This window comes from Rhodococcus ruber (assembly GCF_027270735.1).
In the GTDB taxonomy this organism is placed as follows: domain Bacteria; phylum Actinomycetota; class Actinomycetes; order Mycobacteriales; family Mycobacteriaceae; genus Rhodococcoides; species Rhodococcoides rubrum_A.
Map to the genome: position 1 here is coordinate 159,053 of NZ_JAPWIJ010000004.1, position 23,175 is coordinate 182,227.

Consider the following 23,175-nt stretch of genomic DNA (forward strand, 5'->3'; position numbering starts at 1 on the left):
GGCCTACTTGGAAAGCCGACCCGAACGTTCTCTTCCCGCATCCGATCCAGCACCCGTCAGCCGAGTCCTGGCTCTGTTCACGCCCTACCGGCGCAAGATCGCCATCGTCAGTGCGATCATCGTGGCCAGTGCGATCATCGCCCTCGCCTCTCCCTTACTCCTTCGCGAACTCCTCGATCATGCGATCCCCGACCGTGACGTCACTCTCGTCACCCTCATCGCGCTCGGCATGATCGCAGTTGCAGTCGCCACCAATACCCTCGGCGTCGTACAGACCTGGATGTCCAACGGCGTCGGCCAGCAACTCATGCACGACCTCCGCGTACAGGTCTACTCGCACCTGCAGCGGCAGTCCCTCGGATTCTTCGCTCGTACGCGCACCGGCGAGGTGCAATCACGTATCGCCAACGACATCGGCGGTATGCAATCGGTCGTCACCAACACCGCGACGTCCATCGCGCAGAACGCGACGACGGTCGCCGCGACGGTGGTTGCCCTCTTCCTGCTCGACTGGAAACTCGCCACGTTCTCGTTGATCATCCTGCCGGTATTCGTTCGCGTAGCGCGCCGCATCGGTGACGAGCGCCGCAAGATCTCGACCAGGCGACAGAAGTTGCTCAGTGATCTGTCTGTCCAGATCGAGGAATCCCTTTCTGTCAGCGGCATTTTGCTGGGCAAGACCACCGGTTCCGCACAGGTGTTGACCGAGAAGTTCGCCGACCGATCCCACGAAGTGGCCGGCGTCGAGCTCGCAGCGATGATGGCGGGAAAGTGGCGAATGGCCACCATCCAGATCAGTTTCGCCGTCATGCCTGCCCTGGTGTATTGGTTCGCCGGCATCACCATCGGCCAGGGGAGTGCCTTGACGATCGGAACTCTGGTCGCCTTCACTGCTCTGCAAACTCAATTGTTCCGGCCCACCATGCAATTGCTCAACACCGGAGTCGAGGTACAGGCCTCACTCGCCCTGTTCGGTCGGGTGTTCGAGTACCTCGATCTGCCGATCGACGTTGCCGAGCCGGCACATCCGGTGGCGCTGCCTCGTGAGGCCGTGCACGGCGACGTCGCCTTCCGCGGTGTCGATTTCACCTATGCCGCGGCGACAGTTCCGACCTTGAGCGACATCGACCTCGAGGTCCCGGCCGGAAGCACTCTCGCCCTGGTCGGTGCTACCGGATCCGGTAAGACGACTCTGGGCTATCTGGTTGCGCGGCTGCATGATCCGACTTCCGGATCGGTGACCATCGACGGGATCGATCTGCGGGAGATGGCGTCGGAGAACATCGCCGACCTGGTCGGCGTCGTTTCGCAGGAGACATACCTGTTTCACGCCACCATCAGGGAGAATCTGCGGTTCGCCAAACCCGATGCCTCCGACGAGGAGATTGTCGCAGCCGCCCGAACGGCGCAGATCCACGATTTCATCGATGGACTCGACGACGGCTACGACACGATGGTCGGTGAGCGCGGATACCGGTTCTCGGGTGGCGAGAAGCAACGGATCGCGATAGCGCGAACCGTATTGCGGAACCCGCCGATTCTGGTGCTCGACGAAGCGACCAGTGCCCTCGACAACCGCACCGAACGTGCAGTGCAAACGGCTCTCGACGGTCTGATGGAAGGTCGAACGACCATCCTCATCGCGCACCGGTTGTCCACGGTGCGCGGTGCGGACCGTATCGCGGTACTCGACCACGGGGTCGTTCGCGAGGTCGGAAGCCACGAATACCTGTTGGAGCAGGGCGGCATGTACGCCCAATTGGTCCGAGCCGCAGACGATGTCGTGGACAGTGTGGCTGCATGAGCGAGACCGGGTGATCCCACTGCGGACCATCGCGGGCCGCGTCGAGTGCGAGATCGAGATCAAGAAGTCTCGCTTCGTCGCGGTCGTCGATCGCGCGGCCACCGAAGCAGAGGCGCGAGTGCTGATCGGATGCGCCCGTAAGGCCGATCCTGCTGCCGGGCATCACTGTTCGGCGTTCATCGTCGACGCGTCGGCCACCGATTCGCGCATCGAGCGGTCCAACGACGACGGTGAACCCGGTGGCACGGCGGGGATGCCGATGCTCGAGGTGCTGCGTGGGCATCACCTGACGAACGTCGTCGCCGTGGTCAGCCGATATTTCGGTGGAACCAAGCTCGGCACCGGTGGCCTGGCCCGCGCCTACTCCGGCGCGGTGACCGAGGCGCTGACCGGAGCGCAATTTCTCACCCGAGAGCGGCGCGAGATCCTGACGCTCGAACTCGATCACGCCGAGGTGGGCCGAGTCGAATCGGAACTGCGCGGGCACGGAGTGCTCGTGGTGGGGACTTCCTACGCGGCCCGTGCGGTTCTGACCGTCGCGGCTGCGGACGCCGATTCGGTTGCGGCACTTGTTGCTTCGCTCACCGCTGGGCGCGTGGCCCCGGAACACAGCGGACACGTGTACGTGGAAATTCCGGTCTAGCACAGCCCACCGACACTCCGGGGTCGGACGACCCCCGATCCTGTCCGTTCATCCACAGGGCGAGCGTCTGTCCACATTTTGCGAACACGTTCACCACGGACGTCCTGCGCGTAGCAGTCTCGATTTCGATCGCAATCACGCGATACTATGATCGAGAGGGCAGAGAACCATGTACGAAGCACAATGCGCCGTGGTCGGCACCGTCATCACCAACCCCGTCAAGCGGTCCACACCCACCGGCGACGAGGTCCTCAGCTTTCGGATGGCCAGCAACGCTCGGCGTCAGGACCGCAACACGGGTGAATGGACCGACGGGGGAACCCTCTACCTGACGGTCACGTGCTGGCGCCGTCTGGTGCGCGGCGTCGGAGCCTCACTGATGAAGGGCGATCCGATCATCGCCTACGGGCAGTTGCGAACCAACGAATACACCAATCGGGACGGACTCGAGCGCGCCGATCTCGAGATGAGCGCCAGTGCGGTCGGACCGGACCTCGCGCGGTGCAACGTCTCGATCCATCGGACCAAAGCCGTGGTGCCCGAGGCAGCGACGGACGGAGATCCGGGAGCGTCGGAACCCCTCGACAGCGATCGAGAGTCGATGGCGGACCGCGAATCGATCGACGAGGACGTTCGAGAGTCGATACCGGCCTGAACGACTGCCGGCATCCGCCGTTCACGCTGCATCGGAACCTGCGATCGAGTGTGGACGGCGGATGCGGGCTCGGCACCTTCTCGGGCGATGGTGTTCGGACGCGCCCGCACCGATAAGCTGGCCCTCATGGCTGAATTCATTTACACCATGAAGAAGGTGCGCAAGGCGCACGGCGACAAAGTCATCCTCGACGACGTGACGATGAGCTTCTATCCGGGAGCGAAGATCGGCGTCGTCGGCCCCAACGGCGCCGGTAAGTCCAGCATCCTCAAGATCATGGCGGGAATCGATCAGCCCGGAAACGGTGAGGCGTTCCTCGATCCCGGTGCTTCGGTCGGCATTCTCATGCAGGAGCCGGTTCTCGACGACACCAAGACCGTTCGCGAGAACGTCGAGGACGGTCTCGGCGAAACGATGGTCCAGCTCAAGCGCTACAACGAGATCGCCGAGCTGATGGCCACCGACTACTCCGACGAACTGATGGAGGAGATGGGCGAGCTGCAGGAGAAGCTCGACCACGCCGATGCCTGGGAGATCGACTCTCAGCTCGAACAGGCGATGGACGCACTCCGCTGCCCGCCGCCCGAGTCTCCCGTCACCAACCTCTCCGGTGGCGAGAAGCGCCGTGTGGCGTTGTGCAAGTTGCTCTTGAGCAAGCCTGATCTGCTGCTGCTCGACGAGCCGACCAACCACCTCGACGCCGAGAGCGTGCTGTGGCTCGAGCAGCACCTGGCCGCCTACGCCGGTGCCATTCTCGCCGTGACCCACGATCGGTACTTCCTCGATCACGTCGCGCAGTGGATTTGCGAGGTCGACCGTGGTCGGCTGCACGCGTACGAGGGCAACTACTCCACCTACCTGGAGCAGAAGGCAGCACGCCTCGAAGTGTCGGGCAAGAAGGACCAGAAGCTGCAGAAGAGGCTCAAGGACGAACTGGCCTGGGTTCGCTCCGGTGCCAAGGCTCGCCAAGCCAAGAGCAAGTCTCGTCTGGCTCGCTACGACGAGATGGTTGCCGAGGCGGAGAAGACCAGGAAGCTCGACTTCGACGAAATCCAGATACCGAACCCGCCGCGCCTCGGCGACGTCGTGGTCGAGGTCAAGAGCCTCGACAAGGGCTTCGACGGCCGCGTGCTGATCAAGGATCTGTCGTTCACGTTGCCCCGCAACGGCATCGTCGGCGTCATCGGGCCCAACGGTGTCGGCAAGACGACGTTGTTCAAGACCATCGTCGGGCTCGAGGAGCCGGACGGCGGCGAGGTGAAGATCGGGCAGACCGTCAAGCTCAGCTACGTCGACCAGAACCGCTCGGGCATCGACTCGAAGAAGACGGTCTGGGAAACGGTCTCCGAGGGGTTGGACTTCATCACCGTCGGCAGCTCCGAGTTTCCGTCCCGCGCGTACATCAGCTCGTTCGGATTCAAGGGCCACGATCAGCAGAAGCCTGCCGGAGTGCTCTCCGGTGGTGAGCGGAACCGTCTGAACCTGGCGATGACGCTCAAGCAGGGCGGCAACCTGATCCTGCTCGATGAGCCGACCAACGACCTCGACGTCGAAACGCTCGGATCGCTCGAGAACGCGCTCGAGGAATTCCCCGGTTGTGCCGTGGTCATCTCGCACGATCGCTGGTTCCTCGACCGCACCTGCACGCACATCCTGGCGTGGGAAGGTGGCTTCGGCGACAACGAAGCAGCCTGGTACTGGTACGAGGGCAACTTCGAGGGCTACGAGGCCAACAAGGTCGAGCGTCTCGGGCCCGACGCGGCACGTCCGCATCGCGTCACACACCGGAAGCTGACCAGGGACTGATATGTCGGGAAAGACCTTCACCTGCACTCTCCAGGTGCGGTGGGGAGATTCCGATCGCCTCGGGCACGTCAACAACACCCGATTCGTCGAATACCTCCAGGAAGGCCGCGTTCAGTTCCTGAACGCGGTCCTGGGAGGTTCGGGGCCTCGGGGCGCGGCGGTGGTTCGTAAGCTCACCACCGATTTCCTGCATCCGATACTCGACGACTCGGGACCGTTGGCGATCGAACTGTGGATCACTCGGATCGGGAACACCTCCTACGGCGTCCAGCATGTGGTCACCGACCGCGAGGGAACGGTCTGCGCGAGGGCGGAGGCGCTGATGGTCGCCTTCGATCTCGCGACCTCCACGTCTCGCACTCTGAGCGAGGACGAGCGACGTCTCCTCACGGAGTATCTCGTCACCGCATCCGAGTCCCAGGAGTAGTTCGCCGCGCTGGGTCTGCGAGGTCACTGCGGTAATCGAGTGTTCGACACTAAGGTCGAGGAGTCATCGACGACCGGCGATCGGCGGGCGTCGGGAAAAATCCTCACGAGGGAGTACTCGAACACCATGCCGCGCTCGCTGGACCTGACCGACAACGACTGGGCCGACGGGCTCGACGACCGACTTCTGGGTGAGCTGGAGAATCTGCGCGCCGAGTATTTCGAGCACGTGGACACCACCGCCGTCGGGGCGTCTGTAATTGCGCCCGACATCACGTCGTTCCGCCGACACGTCCGGCTCGCAGCCCAGCGTCGGCCGGAGACGGCGAACGTGGCTGTTCACCGACCGAGTGATTCGGGTTCGGCAGCGCAGCAGGCCGCCGGAAGCTATCTGCAGATCGTCACCGACGACATGCCACTCCTCGTCGAATCGATCATTTCGCTTCTCGCCCGTCTCGGCATCGAGTACACCGATGTGGTGCACCCGATTCTGTCGGTGTCGCGCGCGGCCGACGGCGTACTCACTTGCCCGAGCTCGAACGGATTGCAGGAGTCCTGGATCCACGTTCAGCTCCATCCGTCCACCTCCGAAGACGCGGTCGCTCGGCTCCAGTCGGAGGCGAGCCGCGTACTCGCCGACGTGCGTCAGGTGGTCGGCGACACCGATCGGATGCGTCGAGTACAGACAGAGGTCGCCGATCGCCTGGACGATGTCGCTGAGCGGACCGACGCTGCGGATTCCGACGCTTCCGATACCGGCAGTGCCGTCGAACACCGCGACGCAGCAGCGTTGCTGCGCTGGCTCGGCGACGGCCACTACACGCTGCTCGGTTACCGGCGGTACCGCATCGATCGCGTCGACGGTGTCCGGACAGCGACCGGCGACGAGTCGAGCAGCCTCGGGGTCCTACGCGACCCGGTGCATCACGTGGACGGCTCGGAACCTGTGGGACAGCGCGATCTTGTCACGCTGACCCAAGGAGCGAGCCCGGCCACTGTGCATCGTGCCGTCTACCCCTACTTCGTGAGTGTTCTCGACGACGACGAGTCCGCCGAACATCGTTTCGTCGGCGTGTTCACCGTGACTGCGCTGCACGAGAACGTGCTCGACATTCCGGTCATCGAACGGCGGGTGCGCTCGGTGATCGCCCGCGCAGGCCACGATCTCGGATCGTTCTCGGGTCAGGCCATGCTCGAAGTGCTGCAATCGATGCCGCGCTCGGAACTGTTCGCCACCACGGCGTCGTGGCTGTTCGAGACGGCGAGTGCCGTGCTGGCGCTCGGCCGTCGGCGCAAGGTCAAGCTCTTCGTGCGGCCCGATGCAAGCGGCTCGTTCGTCTCCGCCCTGGTGTATCTGCCGCGAGATCGGTACACCACCCGTGTCCGCCTGGCCATCCAGGATCGATTGCTCCGCGAATTGGGCGGTACCTCGCTCGATTACACAGCGCGCGTGACGGAATCGGATCTGGCCCTGTTGCACGTCACCGTGCGTCGGGCACCCGGGACCGCGGCAACCGAACTCTCGGCCGAGGACATCGATCGAATCGAAGCAGCCCTCACCGAAACCACCAGAACCTGGGAGGATTCGCTCGGCGACGCCGTCTCCCTCGACCGTACGGTCGATCCGCTGCGGATTCAGCGGTACACCGATGCGTTCCCTGAGGCCTACAAGCAGGACTTCAGTCCGGCAAGAGCCGTGACAGACATTGCTCGCCTCGAAGCGCTCGGCGACGAGTCGATCGACATGCAGCTCTATCGCAACGAGCAGTCGGCGGTGGGCAGCTGGCGTTTCTCGCTTTACATCGGCGGCGCGGGCGTCTCGTTGTCTCAGGTGTTGCCCATCCTGCAGAGCCTCGGTGTCGAGGTGGACGACGAACGGCCGTACCCGGTGGTGCGACCGGACGGAATGTCTTGCTGGATCTACGATTTCGGGCTGTCTGCGTCGCGAGAGATGCTGCGCTCGGCGATCGACGGCGACATCGACGCAGAGCTGTCCGAGGCGGGTACCGCCGACCGTGAGAGCCGGGTTCAGCACCGCTTCACCGATGCATTCGCAGCGGTGTGGAGCGGGCAGGCCGAGGCAGACCGGTTCAACGAGCTGGTGATGCGTGCCGGCCTGCACTGGCGGCAGGCAGTGGTGTTGCGCGCGTACGCAAAGTACCTGCGCCAGGCCGGTTTTCCTTACAGTCAGTTCAACATCGAGGGTGTACTGCTGACGCATCCGCGTACGGCGCGGTTGCTCGTCGGCCTGTTCGAGGCGCAGTTCGACCCCGAGGTGAGCTCCGAGGAGAACGCGCAGGCGATCGGCACCCAGCTGGGGGAGCTGATCGACCAGGTCGTCAGCCTCGACGCCGACCGCATTCTGCGCAGCATGTTCGAGCTGATCCGCGCGACACTACGCACCAACCATTTCGTGGTGGGAGCCGACGGCGGCCGTCGTCAGTACCTCTCGCTCAAGTTCGACCCGCAGTCGATCGCCGAATTGCCCAAGCCCAAGCCGAAATTCGAGATCTTCGTCTACTCGCCCCGCGTCGAGGGAGTCCACCTACGGTTCGGTGCCGTGGCCCGCGGCGGCCTGCGCTGGTCGGATCGACGTGAGGACTTCCGCACGGAGATTCTCGGGCTGGCGAAAGCGCAGATGGTCAAGAACGCCGTCATCGTTCCGGTCGGCGCCAAGGGCGGATTCGTCGTCAAGCGGCCCCCCGTCGTGACCGGTGACGCCGATCGAGATCGCCAGGCATACGCCGAGGAAGGCAAGGCCTGCTATCGGCTGTTCATCGCCGGCCTTCTCGACATCACCGACAATCTCGATCGTGCAACAGGTTCGGTGTCGGTACCCGAGGGCGTCGTGCGTCGCGACGGAGACGACACCTACCTCGTCGTCGCCGCAGACAAGGGCACCGCGACGTTCTCCGACATGGCCAACGACGTTGCCGCGCAGTACGGCTTCTGGCTCGGCGACGCCTTCGCCTCCGGTGGGTCGGCGGGCTACGACCACAAGGCCATGGGCATCACGGCCAAGGGCGCGTGGGAAAGCGTCAAGCGGCACTTCCGCGAGCTCGGAATCGACACGCAGAGTCAGGATTTCACCGTCGTCGGCGTCGGCGACATGAGCGGGGACGTCTTCGGTAACGGCATGCTGTTGAGTCGGCACATTCGCCTGCTCGCCGCTTTCGATCATCGGCACATCTTTCTCGATCCCAACCCGGAGCGGGAATCGTCGTTCGCCGAGCGGGAGCGCCTGTTCGCGCTGCCGAGGTCGTCGTGGGCGGACTACGACACCTCGCTGATCAGCGAGGGTGGCGGAGTGTGGGAGCGGACACGCAAGTCGGTTCCCATCAGCGCAGCAGCGCGTGCGGCGCTCGGGCTCGGGGACTCGGTCGAGTCGCTGTCTCCGCCGGAATTGGTGAACGCGATCCTGAAGGCACCCGCCGATCTGCTGTGGAACGGCGGAATCGGCACCTACATCAAGGCATCCACCGAGACCAACGCCGAGGTGGGCGACAAGGCCAACGACGCTGTTCGCGTCGACGGGATCGATGTACGGGCTGCCGTCGTGGGGGAGGGTGGCAACCTCGGTGCCACCGCACTGGGGCGTATCGAATACGCCGCAGCCGGCGGCAAGATCAACACCGACGCCATCGACAACTCTGCGGGCGTCGACTGCTCCGACCACGAGGTCAACATCAAGATTCTGCTGGAGACGGCCATCACCAACGGCAACCTGGCACGTGAGGACCGAGACGAGTTGCTCGCATCCATGACCGACGAGGTGGGCCGACTGGTGTTGTGGGACAACATCATGCAGAACGAACTGCTTGGCACGTCCAGGTTCGACGCGCCCAGTCTCGTCACCGTGCACAGTCGGGTGATCGAGGATCTGGAGGTACGTCGGGGACTCGATCGTGAGCTCGAGGCCCTGCCGGCGGATGCCGATCTACGACGACGAAAGCAGGACGGTCGAGGACTGACGTCGCCGGAACTTGCCACGTTGATGGCGCATGTGAAGCTTGCGTTGGAAGCCGAGCTGCTCGACAGCGAGCTCCCCGACAGCGACGTCTTTGCTCCGCGGTTGCCCAAGTACTTCCCCGAACCGCTGCGGGTGCCGTACGCCGAGGCGATCAAGGCGCATCCGCTCCGGCGTCAGCTGGTGGCGACGACACTGGCCAACGAAGCCATCGATTGCGGCGGAATCACGTTCCCCTACAGGCTGACCGAGGATTCCGGTGCGGCGGGCACCGACGCCATTCGTGCGTTTGCCGCAGCCACCGAGATATTCGGACTCGACGAGGTCTGGAATTCCATCCGTGCCGCAGATGTGCCGACCGCAGTCTCGGCCGAATTGCTGCTCGAATCGCGTCGCATGCTCGACCGTGTGTCGCGCTGGCTGCTGGCCAACCGCCCACAGCCCTTGGCTGTCGGAGCGGAGATCAGTCGGTACGCCGGTCAGGTACGGGCCCTGCAACCGTCGGTATCCACGTGGATCTCCGGGCACCAGGCCAGTGATCTGGACGTGCGGTCGGCAGCCGCGATCGAACGTGGCGCACCGGCCGGGCTGGCCCGGCGCATCTACGGCCTGCTCGACGTGTACTGCCTACTCGACATCATCGATATCGCGGACATCGTCGATCGAGACGGAGCCGAGGTTGCCGAGCTCTACTTCGCTCTCGACGCGCACATCGGAATCGACTGGCTGCTGTCGGCCGTCTCCAAACTGGCCCGCGGTGATCGTTGGCACTCGTTGGCGCGCTTGGCTCTTCGCGACGACCTGTATTCCTCGCTGAGAGGAATCACGCAGGCCGTGCTGGCCGGTGGCGAACCGGACGAGTCGGTGGCAGAAAAGATCGCGGAGTGGGAATCGACCAACTCCTCCCGCCTGGCGAGGTCGCGTGCTGCGTTGACCGAGATCGCCGAGTCGGGAACCCTGGACTTGGCAACGCTGTCGGTTGCCGCCCGCCAGGTCCGCAACATGATGCCCTGACCGAATCCGGAGATATCGAATCCGCGACACTCGACCGAGAAGAGGGAACGACCACGTGAGTGTGCCCGACGACCATCTGTCCGACAAACGACCTGCAACCGAGCGAGTGGGCTTCCATGCCGCTGTGGATGTGCGGTGGTCGGATATGGATGTGTACCAACACATCAACCATGCCCGGATGGTGACGCTTCTCGAAGAGGCGCGCATCCCATGGCTCTTGGTGGACGGCAGGCCGACGGCAAATCTCCGACACGGAGCGGTGATCGCAGATCTGCACGTGAAGTATCGAGGTCAGCTTCGGCACGAGGACGGTCCCCTCGATGTCTTCATGTGGATCGATGCGGTCCGTGCGGTGGACTTCGTCGTGGGATACGAGGTGCGGGCGCGGGGTGCATCGCTGGAGACTCCGGCGGCGGTGGTCGCTTCGACGCAGATCGCAGCCTTCGACATCGATGCACAGCGGCTGCGCCGGCTCACCCCGGAAGAGCGTGCGTTTCTGGTGAGCTGGCAGCGTGTATGAGCGCGTACTGACCGTTCCCGAAGCGGTCGATCGAGACAATCTGGCGACGTTCTGCACCAAGGCATTGCGATTGGACGAGGCGGCGGTGATCCGCATGCGAACGCGTGCGGGCGGGGGCGTGTCCTGTTGGGCGGTCACCGGATTCGATGCCCTGGCGGCGCGGGTGGTCACCGGTACCGTGGTGCCCGACGATACGTGCGCGGGTGCCGACGTCTTGGCCGCCGCGCTGCAGCACGCGGACGACGGCGTGGTGGACCCAGGATTCTCGATGGACTCTGCATGGCGTGGGGCACTACCCCCGGACGGCGGATTCGAGCACCTCGACGATGTGCCCGCCCGGGTACTCGTCGGGCTTGCGCAACGCGGTGCGGCACTGGCGAAGGAGCACGGCAGCAGCCATGGCCCGCCGAGTTCGCTGCTCGAACAGGAGGTGCTGCACGTCGCCGGCGACGTCGATGAAGTGTCGATCTCGATGCGCACCGTATTTGCCTTGACGGCAATGGGATTCGTTCCCCACAGTGGCAGCGACCCCATGACGATCGACGTCGATCCGGACCGGATCGCCGCCGACGAGGTGGTTCGGGTACGCGTATCCCGAGTGTGGTTACGCCTCGATGCCCGCTACGGTTCGGTGTACGTTCGCCGCGCGGGCCACCAGCTGTCGCTGACGGTGGAGCGCTAGACGAGCCAGGCGGCAGCGTTGGCGTCGAGTCGGCCGTTCACCAGTGGTGCACTGGCAAGCAGTAACTCGCCGGGGGGCAGGGGGATCGGCTCGTCGGATGCGTTCAGGGCGCAGATGAGACCTCCACGTCGACGGAACGCCAGGCAACCCGGGGGCGCTCCGTACCAATCGATTCCGGCACCGGTGAATTCCGGACGCAGAGCTCGGAGCTCGAAAGCCGTGCGGTACAGACTCAGCATCGAGTGGACGTCTTCGAGTTGCGCTTCGGCGGTGTGCCCGTCCCACTCCGGCGGCATCGGCAACCAGGTTCGATCGGTGGAGGAGAACCCGAACGGCGGCTCGTGTCCTTCCCAGGGCATCGGCACCCGGCAGCCGTCGCGTCCCCGTTCGGCGTGCCCCGAGCGCTCCCACACCGGGTCCTGAAGCGCACTGTCGGGCAGTTGCACGTTGGGCAGCCCGAGCTCGGCACCGTTGTAGACGAAGATCGTTCCGGGAAGAGCCAATTCGACCAGGATCATGGCGCGAGCGCGGGTGCGGCCGACATCCCCGCCGCCGTACCTGGTGACCTCACGTTCGACGTCGTGGTTGGACAGCGTCCACGTCGGAGTGCCGTCGACGAGCTCGACAGCGGCGAGTGAGTTGGAGATGGCGTCACGGATGGTCTCGGCGTCGAAATCGACACTTGCCAGCCGAAAGTTGAATCCCAGGTGCAGCTCGTCCGGCCTGATGTATTCGGAGAACCGGACATTGTCCTGAACCCAGATCTCGCCGACGGTCACCGTTCCTGGAAATTCGTCCATGACGGCTCTGATTCGTCGATGCAGGTCGTGCACGTGGGGATTGTTGAACCGAGGATCGTCGTCATCGTTCTTCATCAGCGCATTGAGTTCGAGACTCATGTCGGCCAGGTCTGCCGGTTTGGCCATGCCGTGCGCCACGTCGAGTCGGAATCCGTCCACTCCGCGGGCGAGCCAGAACCTCAAGGTGCGCGCGAAATCCTCGAACACTTCGGGGTTGTCCCAGTTCAGATCCGGTTGCTCGGGCGCGAAGATGTGCAGGTACCACTGGCCCGGGGTGCCGTCGGGCTCGGTGGTGCGGGTCCAGGCCGGGCCACCGAAGATGCTCGGCCAGTTGTTCGGCGGTTGCGAACCGTCGTCACCGCGGCCGTCGCGAAAGATGTAGCGGGCACGCTCGGCACTACCGCGCGGCGCCGTCAGCGCCGACCGGAACCACGGATGCTCGATGCTGGTGTGATTGGGCACCAGATCCATCGTGACCTTGATGTCGCGAGCATGCGCCTCGTCGACCAGCGCATCGAAGATCTCGAGGCTTCCGAACAGGGGATCGATGTCGCGGGGATCGGACACGTCGTATCCGTGATCGGCCATCGGCGATCGGGTGATGGGGCCGATCCAAACGGCGTCGATCCCCAGCAATTCGAGGTAGCCGAGCTTGTCCCGAATGCCGTCGAGGTCGCCGACCCCGTCACCGTTGGAGTCCGCGAAAGACCGGGGATAGATCTGGTAGAAGACGGCATCCTGCCACCACAACAACTCGGAGCTTTCGATCGGATCGGTCACAAGTGGCAATAGTGCCAAACGACCGCCCGCATAACGATTCAGGGGCGCTGGGGCCGATCGGACCGATCAGTCTCGGTCAACGTCGAGTAAAGCTTTGTGCTCATTCACATGACCGACACGTGCCTGTTGCTTTGGAAAGTGTTGTATGTTCTGCATCGGAAACCAGCAGCGGCTTCAAGCCGCGCCCGACGGTGAGGACGCGACCGAAGCCATGACTACGTCGACCATAGAAGCCGTACGGCTCGGAGACATCGCGCTGGGTGACAGTCCCATCGAGCCGACCTGGATTCTCGAAGGGAACCCGCAGGCGCGCGTCGCCGAGTGGTCGAAGAGCATCGACGGCACGACGACCACCAATGTCTGGGACTGCACGGCCGGCCGTTTCCGCTGGTTCTTCGCGGTCGACGAGATCGTGCACATCATGGATGGTTCGGTGACCGTCTCGAGTGACGACCACGCACCGCGCACTCTGGTCGCCGGAGATGCTGCGCTCTTTCGCGCGGGCACCTGGACCGAATGGCACGTGGAGAACTACGTGCGCAAACACGCCATCCTCCGGCAACATCTGCCCCGCCCGTTGAGCTTTGCGCTCAAGGTTGCCGGTGGCCTGCGTGCCCGACTGAGGAGCGGCTCCAAGGGTGCGAAAGCGCAACGGGTCGGATCGCTGTAACCAGCAGCTCTTTTTCTCAGATAGCCGAGTTGACCATCGAATTCGCGGCCATGTCCATGTAGTCGGTGAGCTGCGCGCGGTGTGCTGCGTCCAAGACCGACGCGTCGATGGATGCGATCGCGATGTGCATGCATCGGAGCCACGCATCTCGTTCGATCGGTCCGATCCGAAAAGGGTTGTGCCGCATCCGCAATCGCGGATGGCCACGTTCGTCCGAGTAGGTTCGCGGACCGCCCCAGTACTGTTCGAGGAACATCCGCATCCGCCGTTCGGCCGGTCCGAGATCCTCCTCGGGATACAGCGGGCGGACGATCTCGTCCTTGGCGACTTCTTCGTAGAACTTCGCCGTGAGCAACCGAAACGTCTCGGCACCGCCGACCGCGTCGTAGAACGTCTGCTGCGGTTCGGTCATCACACTCTCTCTTTTTTGCGTTCGACAGTGGCCTCGATCGGCGTCGCTACCGATCATTGTCCCTCAGGAGCCCGAGTCGGCCGCGACCCCACCCGGACGGCCCAACGCATACGGCGCCTTCACGCCTGCATCGTCGAACGATTCGAGGATGTCCTGATGGAGGCGGCGCTGGACGGCCCACTGGCGTCCTGGACGCGTTTTGATCGTGATGCGGATGGTGACTGTGTCTGCGCTGACCGCGTTGACTCCGAGCATCTCGGGCGGTTCCAGGATGTCGTTCTCGAAATCGCCGGACTTCACCAACGCCGCTGTGGTGCGTTCGGCCACCGCGCAGGCGTGCTCGATGTTCGCCGTGTGCGAGATGGGGAGATCCAGAACGGCGACCGCGAAGCCCTGGCTCATGTTGCCCACGCGCAGAACTTCGCCGTTGCGGCAGTACCACACCGTGCCGTTGATGTCTCTGATCGTGGTGACCCGCAAACCCACGCTCTCGACGGTGCCGGTGGCCTCACCGAGGTCGACGACGTCGCCGACTCCGTACTGATCCTCGAGCAGCATGAAGATTCCGGACAGGAAGTCTCGCACCAGGTTCTGGGCACCGAATCCGAGTGCGACACCCACGATTCCTGCGGACGCGATGAACGGTGCGACGTTGACGCCGATGACGTCGAGAACCGAGAGCACGAACCAGGTGAGAATCATGACCGAGACGGCAGACTTGAGCACCGAGCCGATCGTGCTGGCCCGTTGTTTGCGCCGCTCGTTGAGGATTGCGCCCTTGACGGTGCCGGACGAACGGTCGCGAAGCGGGCGCAGCAGGATCGGCGACTTTCCGCCGCTGTTGTCGGTGAAACGTCTGATCATCCGGTGCAGGACCAGACGCAGCACGACGGCGAGGACCAGATAACCCAGGACCTGCAGCGGCCGATCGACCAGCCAGTCGCGACCGGTATCCGTCAGCTCGAATGCTCGGGTGTCGAGCTCCCGCAGAAGCGACGGTTCGGAAAGGGGTGATGCGGACAGAAGGGTTGATACAGACACCCGAAAAGTCTACGGAGACCCAGAATTCTCGCCAGTCGTGCAGCGCATGGCGGTGCCGTTCGGCCGTGCCGAGCGCGAGGAGGCGAAATGTTCACCTTTCGGCAACAGGAAATGCGGAGAAAAAGGCTGTGCGCGGGCGGTGCATTCGTGTTCCACTGTGAATCGTGTTCCACGCAAGCCATGCGCGGGCGCCGACTGCTTCTGGAGTAACGCATGAAGAACTCGCAACACCGCCATCGACAACTCCCGCCCACTGAGGGCCGCATCGCGCACGACCAGCGTGAGACGGCCTCGGGGGCTTCTCCGCTGCGCGTGGTGCCGACGGCCCACGATGCCACGGGCGACGACGCCGTACCGGCGTGGGTCAAGCGCCGTGTGCTGCTCCTCAACGCCACCTTCGAACCACTGACCGCGCTTCCGATGCGCCGGGCGGTGGTTCTTCTCGTTTGTGGCAAGGCCGACGTGGTGCACGACGATCCGGAAGGACCGTTCATTCGATCGGCCGGATTCTCGGTGCAGGTGCCGTCGGTGATCAGGCTGCGGACCTTCGTCCGCGTTCCGTATCGGGCACGAGTGCCTATGACACGCGCCGCGCTGATGCATCGCGACCGCTTTCGGTGCGCGTACTGCGGGAGCAAGGCCGAGACGGTCGATCACGTGGTGCCGCGAAGCCGCGGAGGCGGTCACTCCTGGGAGAACTGCGTCGCGTGTTGTGCGTCGTGCAATCACCGTAAGGCCGACAAACTCCTCAGTGAGATCGGGTGGACGTTGCGCGCGCAGCTGGTGCCGCCGAAAGGTCCGCACTGGCGTCTGTTGGCGACGACGAAGGAGTTGGATCCCAGTTGGCTGGCGTATCTCGGCGAGGGTGCGGCCTGACGGTCGACCTGTGTGACCATTTCGGTCACAACACCGGCCCCGACGTGGTCCGACGCGCAATTGTCGACTAACGTCACACCCTGTGAGCATTTTTGAGACCACGCTGATTTTCGTGGTGATTCCGGTTGCGGTGATCGGACTCATCGGCGCGTTGTCCTACCTGACCGACAAGCAGCCCGGTATGGATGTTCCTCCTTACCGACTGACGGACGAGTGGACGCGCGAGCCATTGCTGTGGAGCGCAACGGACGAGGTGACTCCCTTCGGAGGCCACGGATCGCACGATGCCGACGCAGCCGACTCGATCGGAGGTGCTGCAAGTGGCAAGTGGTGAACTCGTCCGCAGCGACATCAAGGAAGAGGACCTGCCGTTCGGGGCTGCTGTGACAGCGAGTGGTCGCGTCTCGGCCGCTCACGAGTTCGGAACGGTCAATCCAGAGCACCTGCCGTTTGCGACGCAGGAACTGGTGGCCCTCGACGACGCGCTGACCGAGGCGACTCGGCAGACCAAGATTCGGTTCAACATCTACATCGGTGATCTCGGAGACGATCCGGCCGTGGGTGTCGAGTCGGTGTTTCCCGGTACACCCGACGCTGTTCGATCGATTCTGATCGCCGTCGACCCCAACCGCCGCGCCCTGGAGATTCGCAGTGGCAAGCGAGTGTCCAACCGAGCGACCGACCGGGTTGCGCAGTTGGGTGTGACGGCCGCTCTCGGCCCGTTCCGTGACGGCAACCTGATCGACGGTCTCGTCGCCTCCGTGCGGGTGATGGCCGCGTCCATCCTCAGTCCCTAGCCTTCACCACCTGAGCGCGATTTCACGACCAGGGCCGGTTGCTACACCTCGCGGTGAAGCAACCGGCCCTGGTCGTGTCTGTGGAGAGATCAGCTCGCGTCGAACTCCCGCGCTGCGAGAGCCCGGACGACGCCGGCCCGTCCCTCGATCACCAGGCGACGGAGTGCCGGAGGCAGATCGCCGTCCAGGAACCTGTCCGCGGCCGCGAGCGACTGTTCGCTGATCGACCAGGAGGGGTACAGCCCGATCACGACGGTCTGCGCGACCTCGCTGGATCGACGCGACCAGACACCCTCGATGGCATCGAAGTAGCGGGCGACGTAGGGCTCGAGCAACTCGCCCTGGCCGGGCCCTACGAAGCCGCCGATGATCGAGCGCGCCGTGATGTTGGGCACCGAGTCGTCGTCGACGACAGTCGTCCAGGCCTGCTCCTTGACCTCTGCGCTCGGTCGAGCGGCCCGCGCAGCCGCGGCCGACCTCGCTCCGGCGGCAGTGTTGTCCGTGCTGGCTTCTGCGTCGATGACCGGGGAGTCGAGCCCGTCGGAGTCGATCGCTCCGGCCGCGGCCAGCGCCGTGACGATTCGCCACCGCAGGTCGGTGTCGACTCCGAGGCCGGACAGGGACTGACCGTCGGCATCGCCGTCGAGCAGGGCACGCAGCACCTCGAGGTGGCGGTCGTGGAGTTCGGTACCGGTGAGAGCGTTGACGAACGCCAGTTGGTGATCCGAGCCCGCCTCGGCGCTGCGCGCCAGTTCCAGCAGCGCATCGGCGAACTCGGGGGTGCCGTGTTCGGCCGCCCACGCCGGATCTGCGTAGCTGGTGATGGCAGTCTGTGCCTGCAACAGAAGGCGTTGCACCACACCCACTTCGGTCTCGCCGCCGATTCCGCGCTGGACGAGGGCAACAAAATCTCGGGCCTTCATCTCGGCCGATCGAGTCATCTCCCACGCTGCCGACCACGCGAGGGTGCGGGGGAGTGGCTCGGCGATGTCGCCGATCCGAGACAGGAGTGTCTCGAGCGAATCCGGGTCCAGACGCACCGCGCAGTACGTCAGGTCGTCGTCGTTGACCAGCACCAGCTTGCCTCGCGATACGCCGACCAGCGCATCGACATTCGTCGATTCGGCTGCCTCGAGATCGAGTTCCACTCGGTCGGTTCGCACGAGCTTGCCGTCGACGTCGTCGTAGATGCCGACGGCGATGCGGTGGACTCGATGCTCGCCTGCACCCGGCGCGGCACCGCTCTGACGAATCGCGAAGCGTGTGAACTTGCCGTCGGCATCGACGTCGAAGTCCGGGCTCAGGGTGTTGAGGCCAGTGGTCCGCAGCCATTGCGTGCCCCAGTCGGACAGGTCGCGACCCGACGACTTCTCGAGTGCAGCAAGCAGATCCGAGAAGGTGGCATTGGCGAAGGCGTGGTCGACGAAGTAGGCCCGCAGCCCGGCCAGGAAGTCTTCCTTACCCACATAGGCCACCAGCTGCTTGAGCACACTCGCGCCCTTGGCATAGGTGATGCCGTCGAAGTTGACCTCCACCGCGGCCAGGTCGGGGATGTCCGCTGCGATGGGATGTGTCGAGGGCAACTGGTCCTGGCGGTACGCCCATGCCTTCTCGACGTTGGCGAAGGTGGTCCATGCGTTCGAGTACTCGGTAGCCTCGGACTGGCAGAGAACCGAGGCGAACGTGGCGAACGATTCGTTGAGCCACAGGTCGTCCCACCACGTCATGGTCACCAGATCGCCGAACCACATGTGCGCCATCTCGTGCAGCACGGTCTCGGCGCGACGCTCGTACGAGGCGCGTGTCACCTTGGACCGGAAGACATAGTCCTCGAGGTACGTGACGGCGCCGGCGTTCTCCATGGCACCGGCGTTGAACTCCGGTACGAAGAGCTGGTCGTACTTGCCGAAAGCGTACGGGGTGCCGAAGTTCTCGTGGTAGAAACCGAAGCCCTGCTTGGTCTCGGTGAACAGGCGTTCCGCGTCCATGTGCTCCGCAAGCGTAGCGCGGCAATAGATTCCGAGCGGAATGGTGCCGTGGTCGTCGGTGTACGAGTCGGTCCACTCCGCGTACGGTCCGGCGATCAGCGCGACGAGATAGGTACTCATCAGCGGGGTCGTGTCGAATACGTGTTCTCCCGCGGCAGGCTCGGCACCGTGCGCGGCGTTGGAGATCACGGTCCAGCTCTCGGGAGCGGTGACCTTCAGATCGAAAGTGGCCTTGAGATCGGGCTGATCGAAGCAGGCGAACATGCGCTTGGCGTCGGCTGTCTCGAACTGCGAGTACAGGTACACCGAACCGTCCGACGGGTCGACGAATCGATGCAGGCCCTCACCGGTGTGCGAGTAGAGGCAGTCCGCGTCGATCACGAGTTCGTTGTGTTCGGCGAGATTCTCGAGTGCGATGCCCGTCGACTCGTCGTAGTTCGCAGTGTCGAGGGCGGTGCCGTTGAGCGTCGCGGAGCGAATCGTGCTCGCAATGATGTCCACGAAAGTCGACGATCCGGCGGTGGCCGCGAACGTGATGGTGGTGAGCGAGCGGAACGTCTTCTCGCCCGGATTGCCCTCGCCGTCGGTGAGATCGAGAACGATCGCGTACTTCGTTTCCCCGATGATCGCCGAACGTTCGGAGGCTTGGTCACGCGTCAGGTTGGGAGCAACCACTTCAGTCGACACCTCTTCGTGTAGTTATGGATAGTGCTGTCCATCCCATCACGTCACGAGTGGCTCGCGCTGGCCGACCGGTAGTGCGGAATGTATGCGCGGTGGGCGGTTGTTACCGCAAGAAGAGATGTTGACCTCGACTTCCAAGGAGTAGACAGTGGCCGGTTCAGGACAGAAAGACACCGCGGATTTTTGGTTCGACCCACTGTGCCCGTGGTGCTGGATAACCTCGCGCTGGATCCTCGAGGTGCAGCAGGTGCGAGACATCGACGTGAACTTCCATGTGATGAGCCTGGCCGTACTCAACGAGGGCCGCGATCTGCCCGAGGAATACGCCGCGATGATGAAGAAGGCGTGGGGTCCGGTTCGGGTGGCGATCGCGGCCGCGAAGCTGAAGGGGGACGAGATCCTCTCGCCGCTGTACAGCGCCATGGGTACGCGAATCCACAACGAGGGCAACAAGGATTTCGACGTCGTCATCGCGGAGTCGTTGGCCGAACTGGACTTGCCTGCCGATCTTGCGAAGGCAGCCGAGAGCACCGAGTACGACGAGGACCTGCGCACCAGCCATCACGCAGGGATGGACAAGGTGGGCCCCGACGTGGGCACCCCGACCATCCACGTCAACGGAGTCGCGTTCTTCGGCCCGGTGATCTCACGAATCCCGCGCGGCGAAGAGGCAGGCAAGCTGTGGGACGCGTCGGTGATCTTCGCGTCGTACCCGCACTTCTTCGAGCTCAAGCGCACGCGTGACGAGGATCCGCAGTTCGACTGATCGCAGAAGCCCTCGTACGTGAAAATCCGTAGCAGGAGAAGGATTTTCACGCACAGGGGAGCTGGGTCGTGCAGCTAGGCGACGATGCGATCCGACGCGTCGGCGGTACCGAACACTCGGTGCTCGCCGACGTGGAATCGCCTGGCCGACCACGCCGCTGCCGCGGCGTCGAGAAAGTCGTCGACGACCGGCCCGTCAGGGAGGTCGCCCAGTTCGAGATGCTTGCTCCACCGTTCGAGAGCGGACACGCGCTGTCCGACGCCGCGGCCGCTCTTCTTCGATGCGAACGTCGTCGTCGGTGACATTGCCCGGAACGAACATTCGGGATGGACCTCGACGTAGATGTCCGGATCGAAATCCGCCTCGCGCCATGCCTGCACAGCAGGCAGGATGTGCCAGGTCTGCTTGCTGATCGCTTTGCCGGTGATGCTCCGCGAGAGTGCGCAGGCCTGCTCGTACGTCGAGGCATCGAGAACGTCGACGACAGGCGTGTGAAATATGGAGCTTCGCGCCCGGCCGAGAAACGCCTTCGCCTCGAGTTCGCTGATCCGATAGCCGTCCACCGGCAGAGACAGTGGCATGTCGACGCCCACTCGCGCGCAGCCTCGGGTGTGCTCCAACACCTCGGTGACGGACGAGCAGGCCTTCCACGTCAATCTCGAGCCGTCGAAGACTGCAACCACCCACGCACCCTTCGCGCCGTCGACACCGGCGAATTTCTCGGCTCGTGAGTTCACCTGTCAGACTCTAGGCATGCGCGTATACCTGGGTGCCGACCACGCCGGCCTCGAGTTCAAGAATCAGATCATCGAACACCTGACGGCAACCGGGCACGAGCCCGTCGACTGCGGTGCCTTCGACTACGACCCCGTCGACGACTACCCGGCCTTCTGCATCGACGCAGCACGTCGCGTCGTCGCCGACCCTGGCAGCCGCGGCCTCGTGCTCGGCGGATCCGGAAACGGCGAGCAGATCGCCGCGAACAAGGTGCCGGGCGCTCGCTGCGCACTGGCATGGAACGTCGAGACCGCAAAGCTGGCCCGCGAGCACAACGATGCTCAGCTCATCGGCATCGGTGGCCGCATGCACACGTTGCCCGAAGCTCTCGCCATCGTCGACGCGTTCCTCGGCACTCCGTTCTCGGGCGAAGAGCGCCACCAGCGTCGCATCGACATTCTGTCCGAGTACGAGCGCAGTGGCGAGGCACCCGAGGTTCCGGGAAAGCCCGCGTAAGTGCCCGAAGGCCATACCCTGCACCGACTCGCTCGGCTGCATCAACGACGGTTCGGCGGGGCACCGGTCGAGGCGAGCAGTCCCCAGGGACGGTTCACCTCCGGTGCCGCGCTGATCGACGGGCTCGTGCTCGAAAGAGCGGAGGCCTGGGGCAAACATCTGCTCCACCGTTACGAGACCGATCTGATCGTGCACATTCATCTGGGCCTGTACGGAAAATTCACCGAACAGTCGGTGCCACTGAACGATCCGGTGGGTGCTGTACGTCTGCGCATGGTGGGGGAGAAGTACGGTGCCGACCTTCGCGGCCCCACGGCCTGCGAGATCTACACCGAGCAGCAAGTCGACGCCCTCCTGGCGCGTCTGGGGCCGGACCCGCTCCGCAAGGACGCCGACCCGGATGCGGCCTGGGCGCGAATCTCGAAGTCGCGCACCGCGATCGGGACAATGCTGATGGATCAGAAGGTACTGGCCGGCGTCGGAAACGTCTATCGCGCCGAGATCCTGTTCCGGCACGAGATCAATCCGATGCGCCCGGGGAAGGACCTCGATCGAGCAGAGTGGGACGCGATCTGGTTCGACCTCGTCGAGCTGATGAAGATCGGCGTCCGACGCGGTCGGATCATCACCATCCGGCCCGAGGACGATCACGGAGACACCTACGGTGCCCGTCGACCTCGCTCGTACGTCTACCGCAGGCAAGGCCTTCCGTGCCGCGTGTGCGGCACGGAAATCCTGCACTCGACGATGCAGGCCCGAAATCTGTTCTGGTGCCCGGTCTGTCAGGCGACCTAGAAGTCGAACCCACCCATGTCCATGTCGCCCATCCCGCCGTCGCTCATCCCGCCGTCGTCCATGCCGCCGTCGTCCATGGCACCGTTTTCTTCGTTGCCACCCATGTCGTCGGTGCCTGAGTCCCCGCCGGCTGCCGTCTCGTCCGGAACTCCGGCCATGCCGGAGAACATCGCCGAGAACAGGAACATCGAACCCATTCCCCACGCGCCGGCGACCAAGGCCGGACGCCACCACGGCTCGGAGTACCAGCCCGCGGGCACCGGACGGCCTGCTACTCGGCCACCCGGGTAGTAGTTCGGGGTGCGGTCGGACGGGTCGGGTGACGCAGCGATCTCACGGCCCTCGAAGTCGACCTTGCGCTCCTCGGTGACTCGTCCTGCCTGCTGTTGGCCGTCGATGCCCTGCACCTCGGGGCCTGGATCCATGCCCATGGCCAACCGCGCGGCGCGGATGTAATAGAGCCCTTCCAGCGCCGTCTGCTTGGCCAGTCGGGCCTGTTCGGGGGTGGTGGCCTGGTCGATCTGCGACCCGGCGGCGATGTTGCGCTCGGACGCGTCGGCCAGGGCCTGCTTGGACGGTGTGTCGGTGCCGATCAGGTTGTAGACCTGACCGCCGAGGCGCTCGATCGACTGACGGGCGTCGGCCTTGGCGTCGGCCAGCGCAGTCTCGGCGGCCGCAGCCGAGTTCTTCTTGCTTCGCAGCACCAACAGGGCCACTGCGGCGATGACGAGGACGATCAGGACAATTTCCACTTCGGGCCTTCCGCCGACGGTGCATGTCCGGTTCGTTCGGACAATTCGGACTCCGTTTCAGGGT

At 64.3% G+C, this 23,175-nt stretch carries 21 protein-coding genes; 15 read left to right on the top strand and 6 right to left on the bottom strand.

The features are described 5' to 3' along the window. The first annotated feature begins 7 nt into the window (after window positions 1-7). From O4220_RS10720 to O4220_RS10755, 8 genes are all read left to right on the top strand, one after another. Complete coding sequence (locus O4220_RS10720; protein ID WP_269603968.1) at window positions 8-1,804, top strand: ABC transporter ATP-binding protein; 1,797 nt, start codon at window positions 8-10, stop codon at window positions 1,802-1,804. A 10-nt stretch (window positions 1,805-1,814) separates the two neighbouring features. Continuing rightward, a complete protein-coding gene (locus tag O4220_RS10725) occupies window positions 1,815-2,447 on the top strand; it encodes an IMPACT family protein (protein ID WP_269603971.1) in 633 nt (210 codons plus the stop codon). A 169-nt stretch (window positions 2,448-2,616) separates the two neighbouring features. Further along, window positions 2,617-3,102 (top strand): single-stranded DNA-binding protein, encoded by a 486-nt coding sequence (locus O4220_RS10730; protein WP_269603973.1) that lies wholly within the window; start codon window positions 2,617-2,619, stop codon window positions 3,100-3,102. 126 nt (window positions 3,103-3,228) lie between these two features. After that, window positions 3,229-4,908, top strand: coding sequence for an energy-dependent translational throttle protein EttA (gene ettA, locus O4220_RS10735; protein WP_269603975.1), 1,680 nt, complete (start codon window positions 3,229-3,231; stop codon window positions 4,906-4,908). 1 nt (window position 4,909) lies between these two features. After that, window positions 4,910-5,335 (top strand): acyl-CoA thioesterase, encoded by a 426-nt coding sequence (locus O4220_RS10740; RefSeq protein ID WP_269603977.1) that lies wholly within the window; start codon window positions 4,910-4,912, stop codon window positions 5,333-5,335. 126 nt (window positions 5,336-5,461) lie between these two features. Continuing rightward, window positions 5,462-10,315: an NAD-glutamate dehydrogenase gene (locus tag O4220_RS10745; protein ID WP_269604573.1), complete on the top strand. Its 4,854-nt coding sequence runs from the start codon at window positions 5,462-5,464 to the stop codon at window positions 10,313-10,315. A gap of 55 nt (window positions 10,316-10,370) precedes the next feature. Then, the gene (locus O4220_RS10750; RefSeq protein WP_269603979.1) at window positions 10,371-10,835 is read left to right on the top strand and encodes an acyl-CoA thioesterase; all 465 of its coding nucleotides are present in this window, start codon (window positions 10,371-10,373) and stop codon (window positions 10,833-10,835) included. Further along, window positions 10,828-11,517, top strand: coding sequence for a hypothetical protein (locus O4220_RS10755; protein WP_269603982.1), 690 nt, complete (start codon window positions 10,828-10,830; stop codon window positions 11,515-11,517). Before O4220_RS10750 ends, O4220_RS10755 begins: the two co-directional genes overlap by 8 nt. Here O4220_RS10755 and O4220_RS10760 read toward each other — a convergent pair. Further along, window positions 11,514-13,097, bottom strand: coding sequence for a glycoside hydrolase family 13 protein (locus O4220_RS10760; protein ID WP_269603984.1), 1,584 nt, complete (start codon window positions 13,095-13,097; stop codon window positions 11,514-11,516). The genes O4220_RS10755 and O4220_RS10760 overlap by 4 nt on opposite strands. A 211-nt stretch (window positions 13,098-13,308) precedes the next feature. Here O4220_RS10760 and O4220_RS10765 point away from each other — a divergent pair, with 211 nt between their 5' ends. Next, window positions 13,309-13,767, top strand: a complete 459-nt coding sequence (locus O4220_RS10765) for a cupin domain-containing protein (protein ID WP_269603986.1) — start codon at window positions 13,309-13,311, stop codon at window positions 13,765-13,767. Between the two features lie 16 nt (window positions 13,768-13,783). On the opposite strand, the gene O4220_RS10770 is transcribed toward O4220_RS10765, so the two are convergent. Beyond that, window positions 13,784-14,179: a globin gene (locus O4220_RS10770; RefSeq protein WP_269603988.1), complete on the bottom strand. Its 396-nt coding sequence runs from the start codon at window positions 14,177-14,179 to the stop codon at window positions 13,784-13,786. 63 nt (window positions 14,180-14,242) lie between these two features. Further along, window positions 14,243-15,202, bottom strand: a complete 960-nt coding sequence (locus tag O4220_RS10775) for a mechanosensitive ion channel family protein (protein WP_269604575.1) — start codon at window positions 15,200-15,202, stop codon at window positions 14,243-14,245. A 231-nt stretch (window positions 15,203-15,433) separates the two neighbouring features. Here O4220_RS10775 and O4220_RS10780 point away from each other — a divergent pair, with 231 nt between their 5' ends. From O4220_RS10780 to O4220_RS10790, 3 genes are all read left to right on the top strand, one after another. Beyond that, window positions 15,434-16,096, top strand: a complete 663-nt coding sequence (locus O4220_RS10780; RefSeq protein ID WP_196249161.1) for an HNH endonuclease — start codon at window positions 15,434-15,436, stop codon at window positions 16,094-16,096. Window positions 16,097-16,178: 82 nt separating this feature from the next. Further along, window positions 16,179-16,430 (top strand): hypothetical protein, encoded by a 252-nt coding sequence (locus O4220_RS10785; protein WP_042939092.1) that lies wholly within the window; start codon window positions 16,179-16,181, stop codon window positions 16,428-16,430. Further along, window positions 16,417-16,893 (top strand): DUF5130 family protein, encoded by a 477-nt coding sequence (locus tag O4220_RS10790; protein ID WP_269603993.1) that lies wholly within the window; start codon window positions 16,417-16,419, stop codon window positions 16,891-16,893. The genes O4220_RS10785 and O4220_RS10790 overlap by 14 nt, the downstream gene beginning before the upstream one ends. A gap of 89 nt (window positions 16,894-16,982) precedes the next feature. On the opposite strand, the gene pepN is transcribed toward O4220_RS10790, so the two are convergent. Then, on the bottom strand, window positions 16,983-19,556 hold the full coding sequence (pepN, locus tag O4220_RS10795) for an aminopeptidase N (protein ID WP_269603996.1): 2,574 nt from the start codon (window positions 19,554-19,556) through the stop codon (window positions 16,983-16,985). 157 nt (window positions 19,557-19,713) lie between these two features. On the opposite strand from pepN, the gene O4220_RS10800 reads away from it, so the two are divergent. Then, window positions 19,714-20,331, top strand: coding sequence for a DsbA family protein (locus O4220_RS10800; RefSeq protein ID WP_269603998.1), 618 nt, complete (start codon window positions 19,714-19,716; stop codon window positions 20,329-20,331). Window positions 20,332-20,405: 74 nt separating this feature from the next. Here the strand turns inward: O4220_RS10800 and O4220_RS10805 are convergent, their stop codons facing one another. Then, the gene (locus tag O4220_RS10805; protein ID WP_269604000.1) at window positions 20,406-21,068 is read right to left on the bottom strand and encodes a DUF429 domain-containing protein; all 663 of its coding nucleotides are present in this window, start codon (window positions 21,066-21,068) and stop codon (window positions 20,406-20,408) included. A 16-nt stretch (window positions 21,069-21,084) separates the two neighbouring features. On the opposite strand from O4220_RS10805, the gene O4220_RS10810 reads away from it, so the two are divergent. After that, on the top strand, window positions 21,085-21,564 hold the full coding sequence (locus O4220_RS10810) for a ribose-5-phosphate isomerase (RefSeq protein WP_269604002.1): 480 nt from the start codon (window positions 21,085-21,087) through the stop codon (window positions 21,562-21,564). Then, window positions 21,565-22,359, top strand: a complete 795-nt coding sequence (locus O4220_RS10815; protein WP_269604004.1) for an Fpg/Nei family DNA glycosylase — start codon at window positions 21,565-21,567, stop codon at window positions 22,357-22,359. On the opposite strand, the gene O4220_RS10820 is transcribed toward O4220_RS10815, so the two are convergent. After that, entirely contained in the window at window positions 22,356-23,111 is a 756-nt protein-coding gene (locus O4220_RS10820) for a DUF1542 domain-containing protein (RefSeq protein WP_269604006.1), read from the bottom strand. The two genes, O4220_RS10815 and O4220_RS10820, sit on opposite strands and share 4 nt — an antisense overlap. Window positions 23,112-23,175: the final 64 nt, after the last annotated feature.

Excerpts from the sequence above, each read along its gene's own strand:
- O4220_RS10730 (WP_269603973.1), top strand. The coding sequence starts at position 2,617 with ATGTACGAAGCACAATGCGCCGTGGTCGGCACCGTCATCACCAACCCC.
- O4220_RS10770 (WP_269603988.1), bottom strand. The coding sequence starts at position 14,179 with ATGACCGAACCGCAGCAGACGTTCTACGACGCGGTCGGCGGTGCCGAG.
- O4220_RS10780 (WP_196249161.1), top strand. The coding sequence starts at position 15,434 with ATGAAGAACTCGCAACACCGCCATCGACAACTCCCGCCCACTGAGGGC.
- O4220_RS10810 (WP_269604002.1), top strand. The coding sequence starts at position 21,085 with ATGCGCGTATACCTGGGTGCCGACCACGCCGGCCTCGAGTTCAAGAAT.
- O4220_RS10740 (WP_269603977.1), top strand. The coding sequence starts at position 4,910 with ATGTCGGGAAAGACCTTCACCTGCACTCTCCAGGTGCGGTGGGGAGAT.
- O4220_RS10745 (WP_269604573.1), top strand. The coding sequence starts at position 5,462 with ATGCCGCGCTCGCTGGACCTGACCGACAACGACTGGGCCGACGGGCTC.
- ettA (WP_269603975.1), top strand. The coding sequence starts at position 3,229 with ATGGCTGAATTCATTTACACCATGAAGAAGGTGCGCAAGGCGCACGGC.
- O4220_RS10765 (WP_269603986.1), top strand. The coding sequence starts at position 13,309 with ATGACTACGTCGACCATAGAAGCCGTACGGCTCGGAGACATCGCGCTG.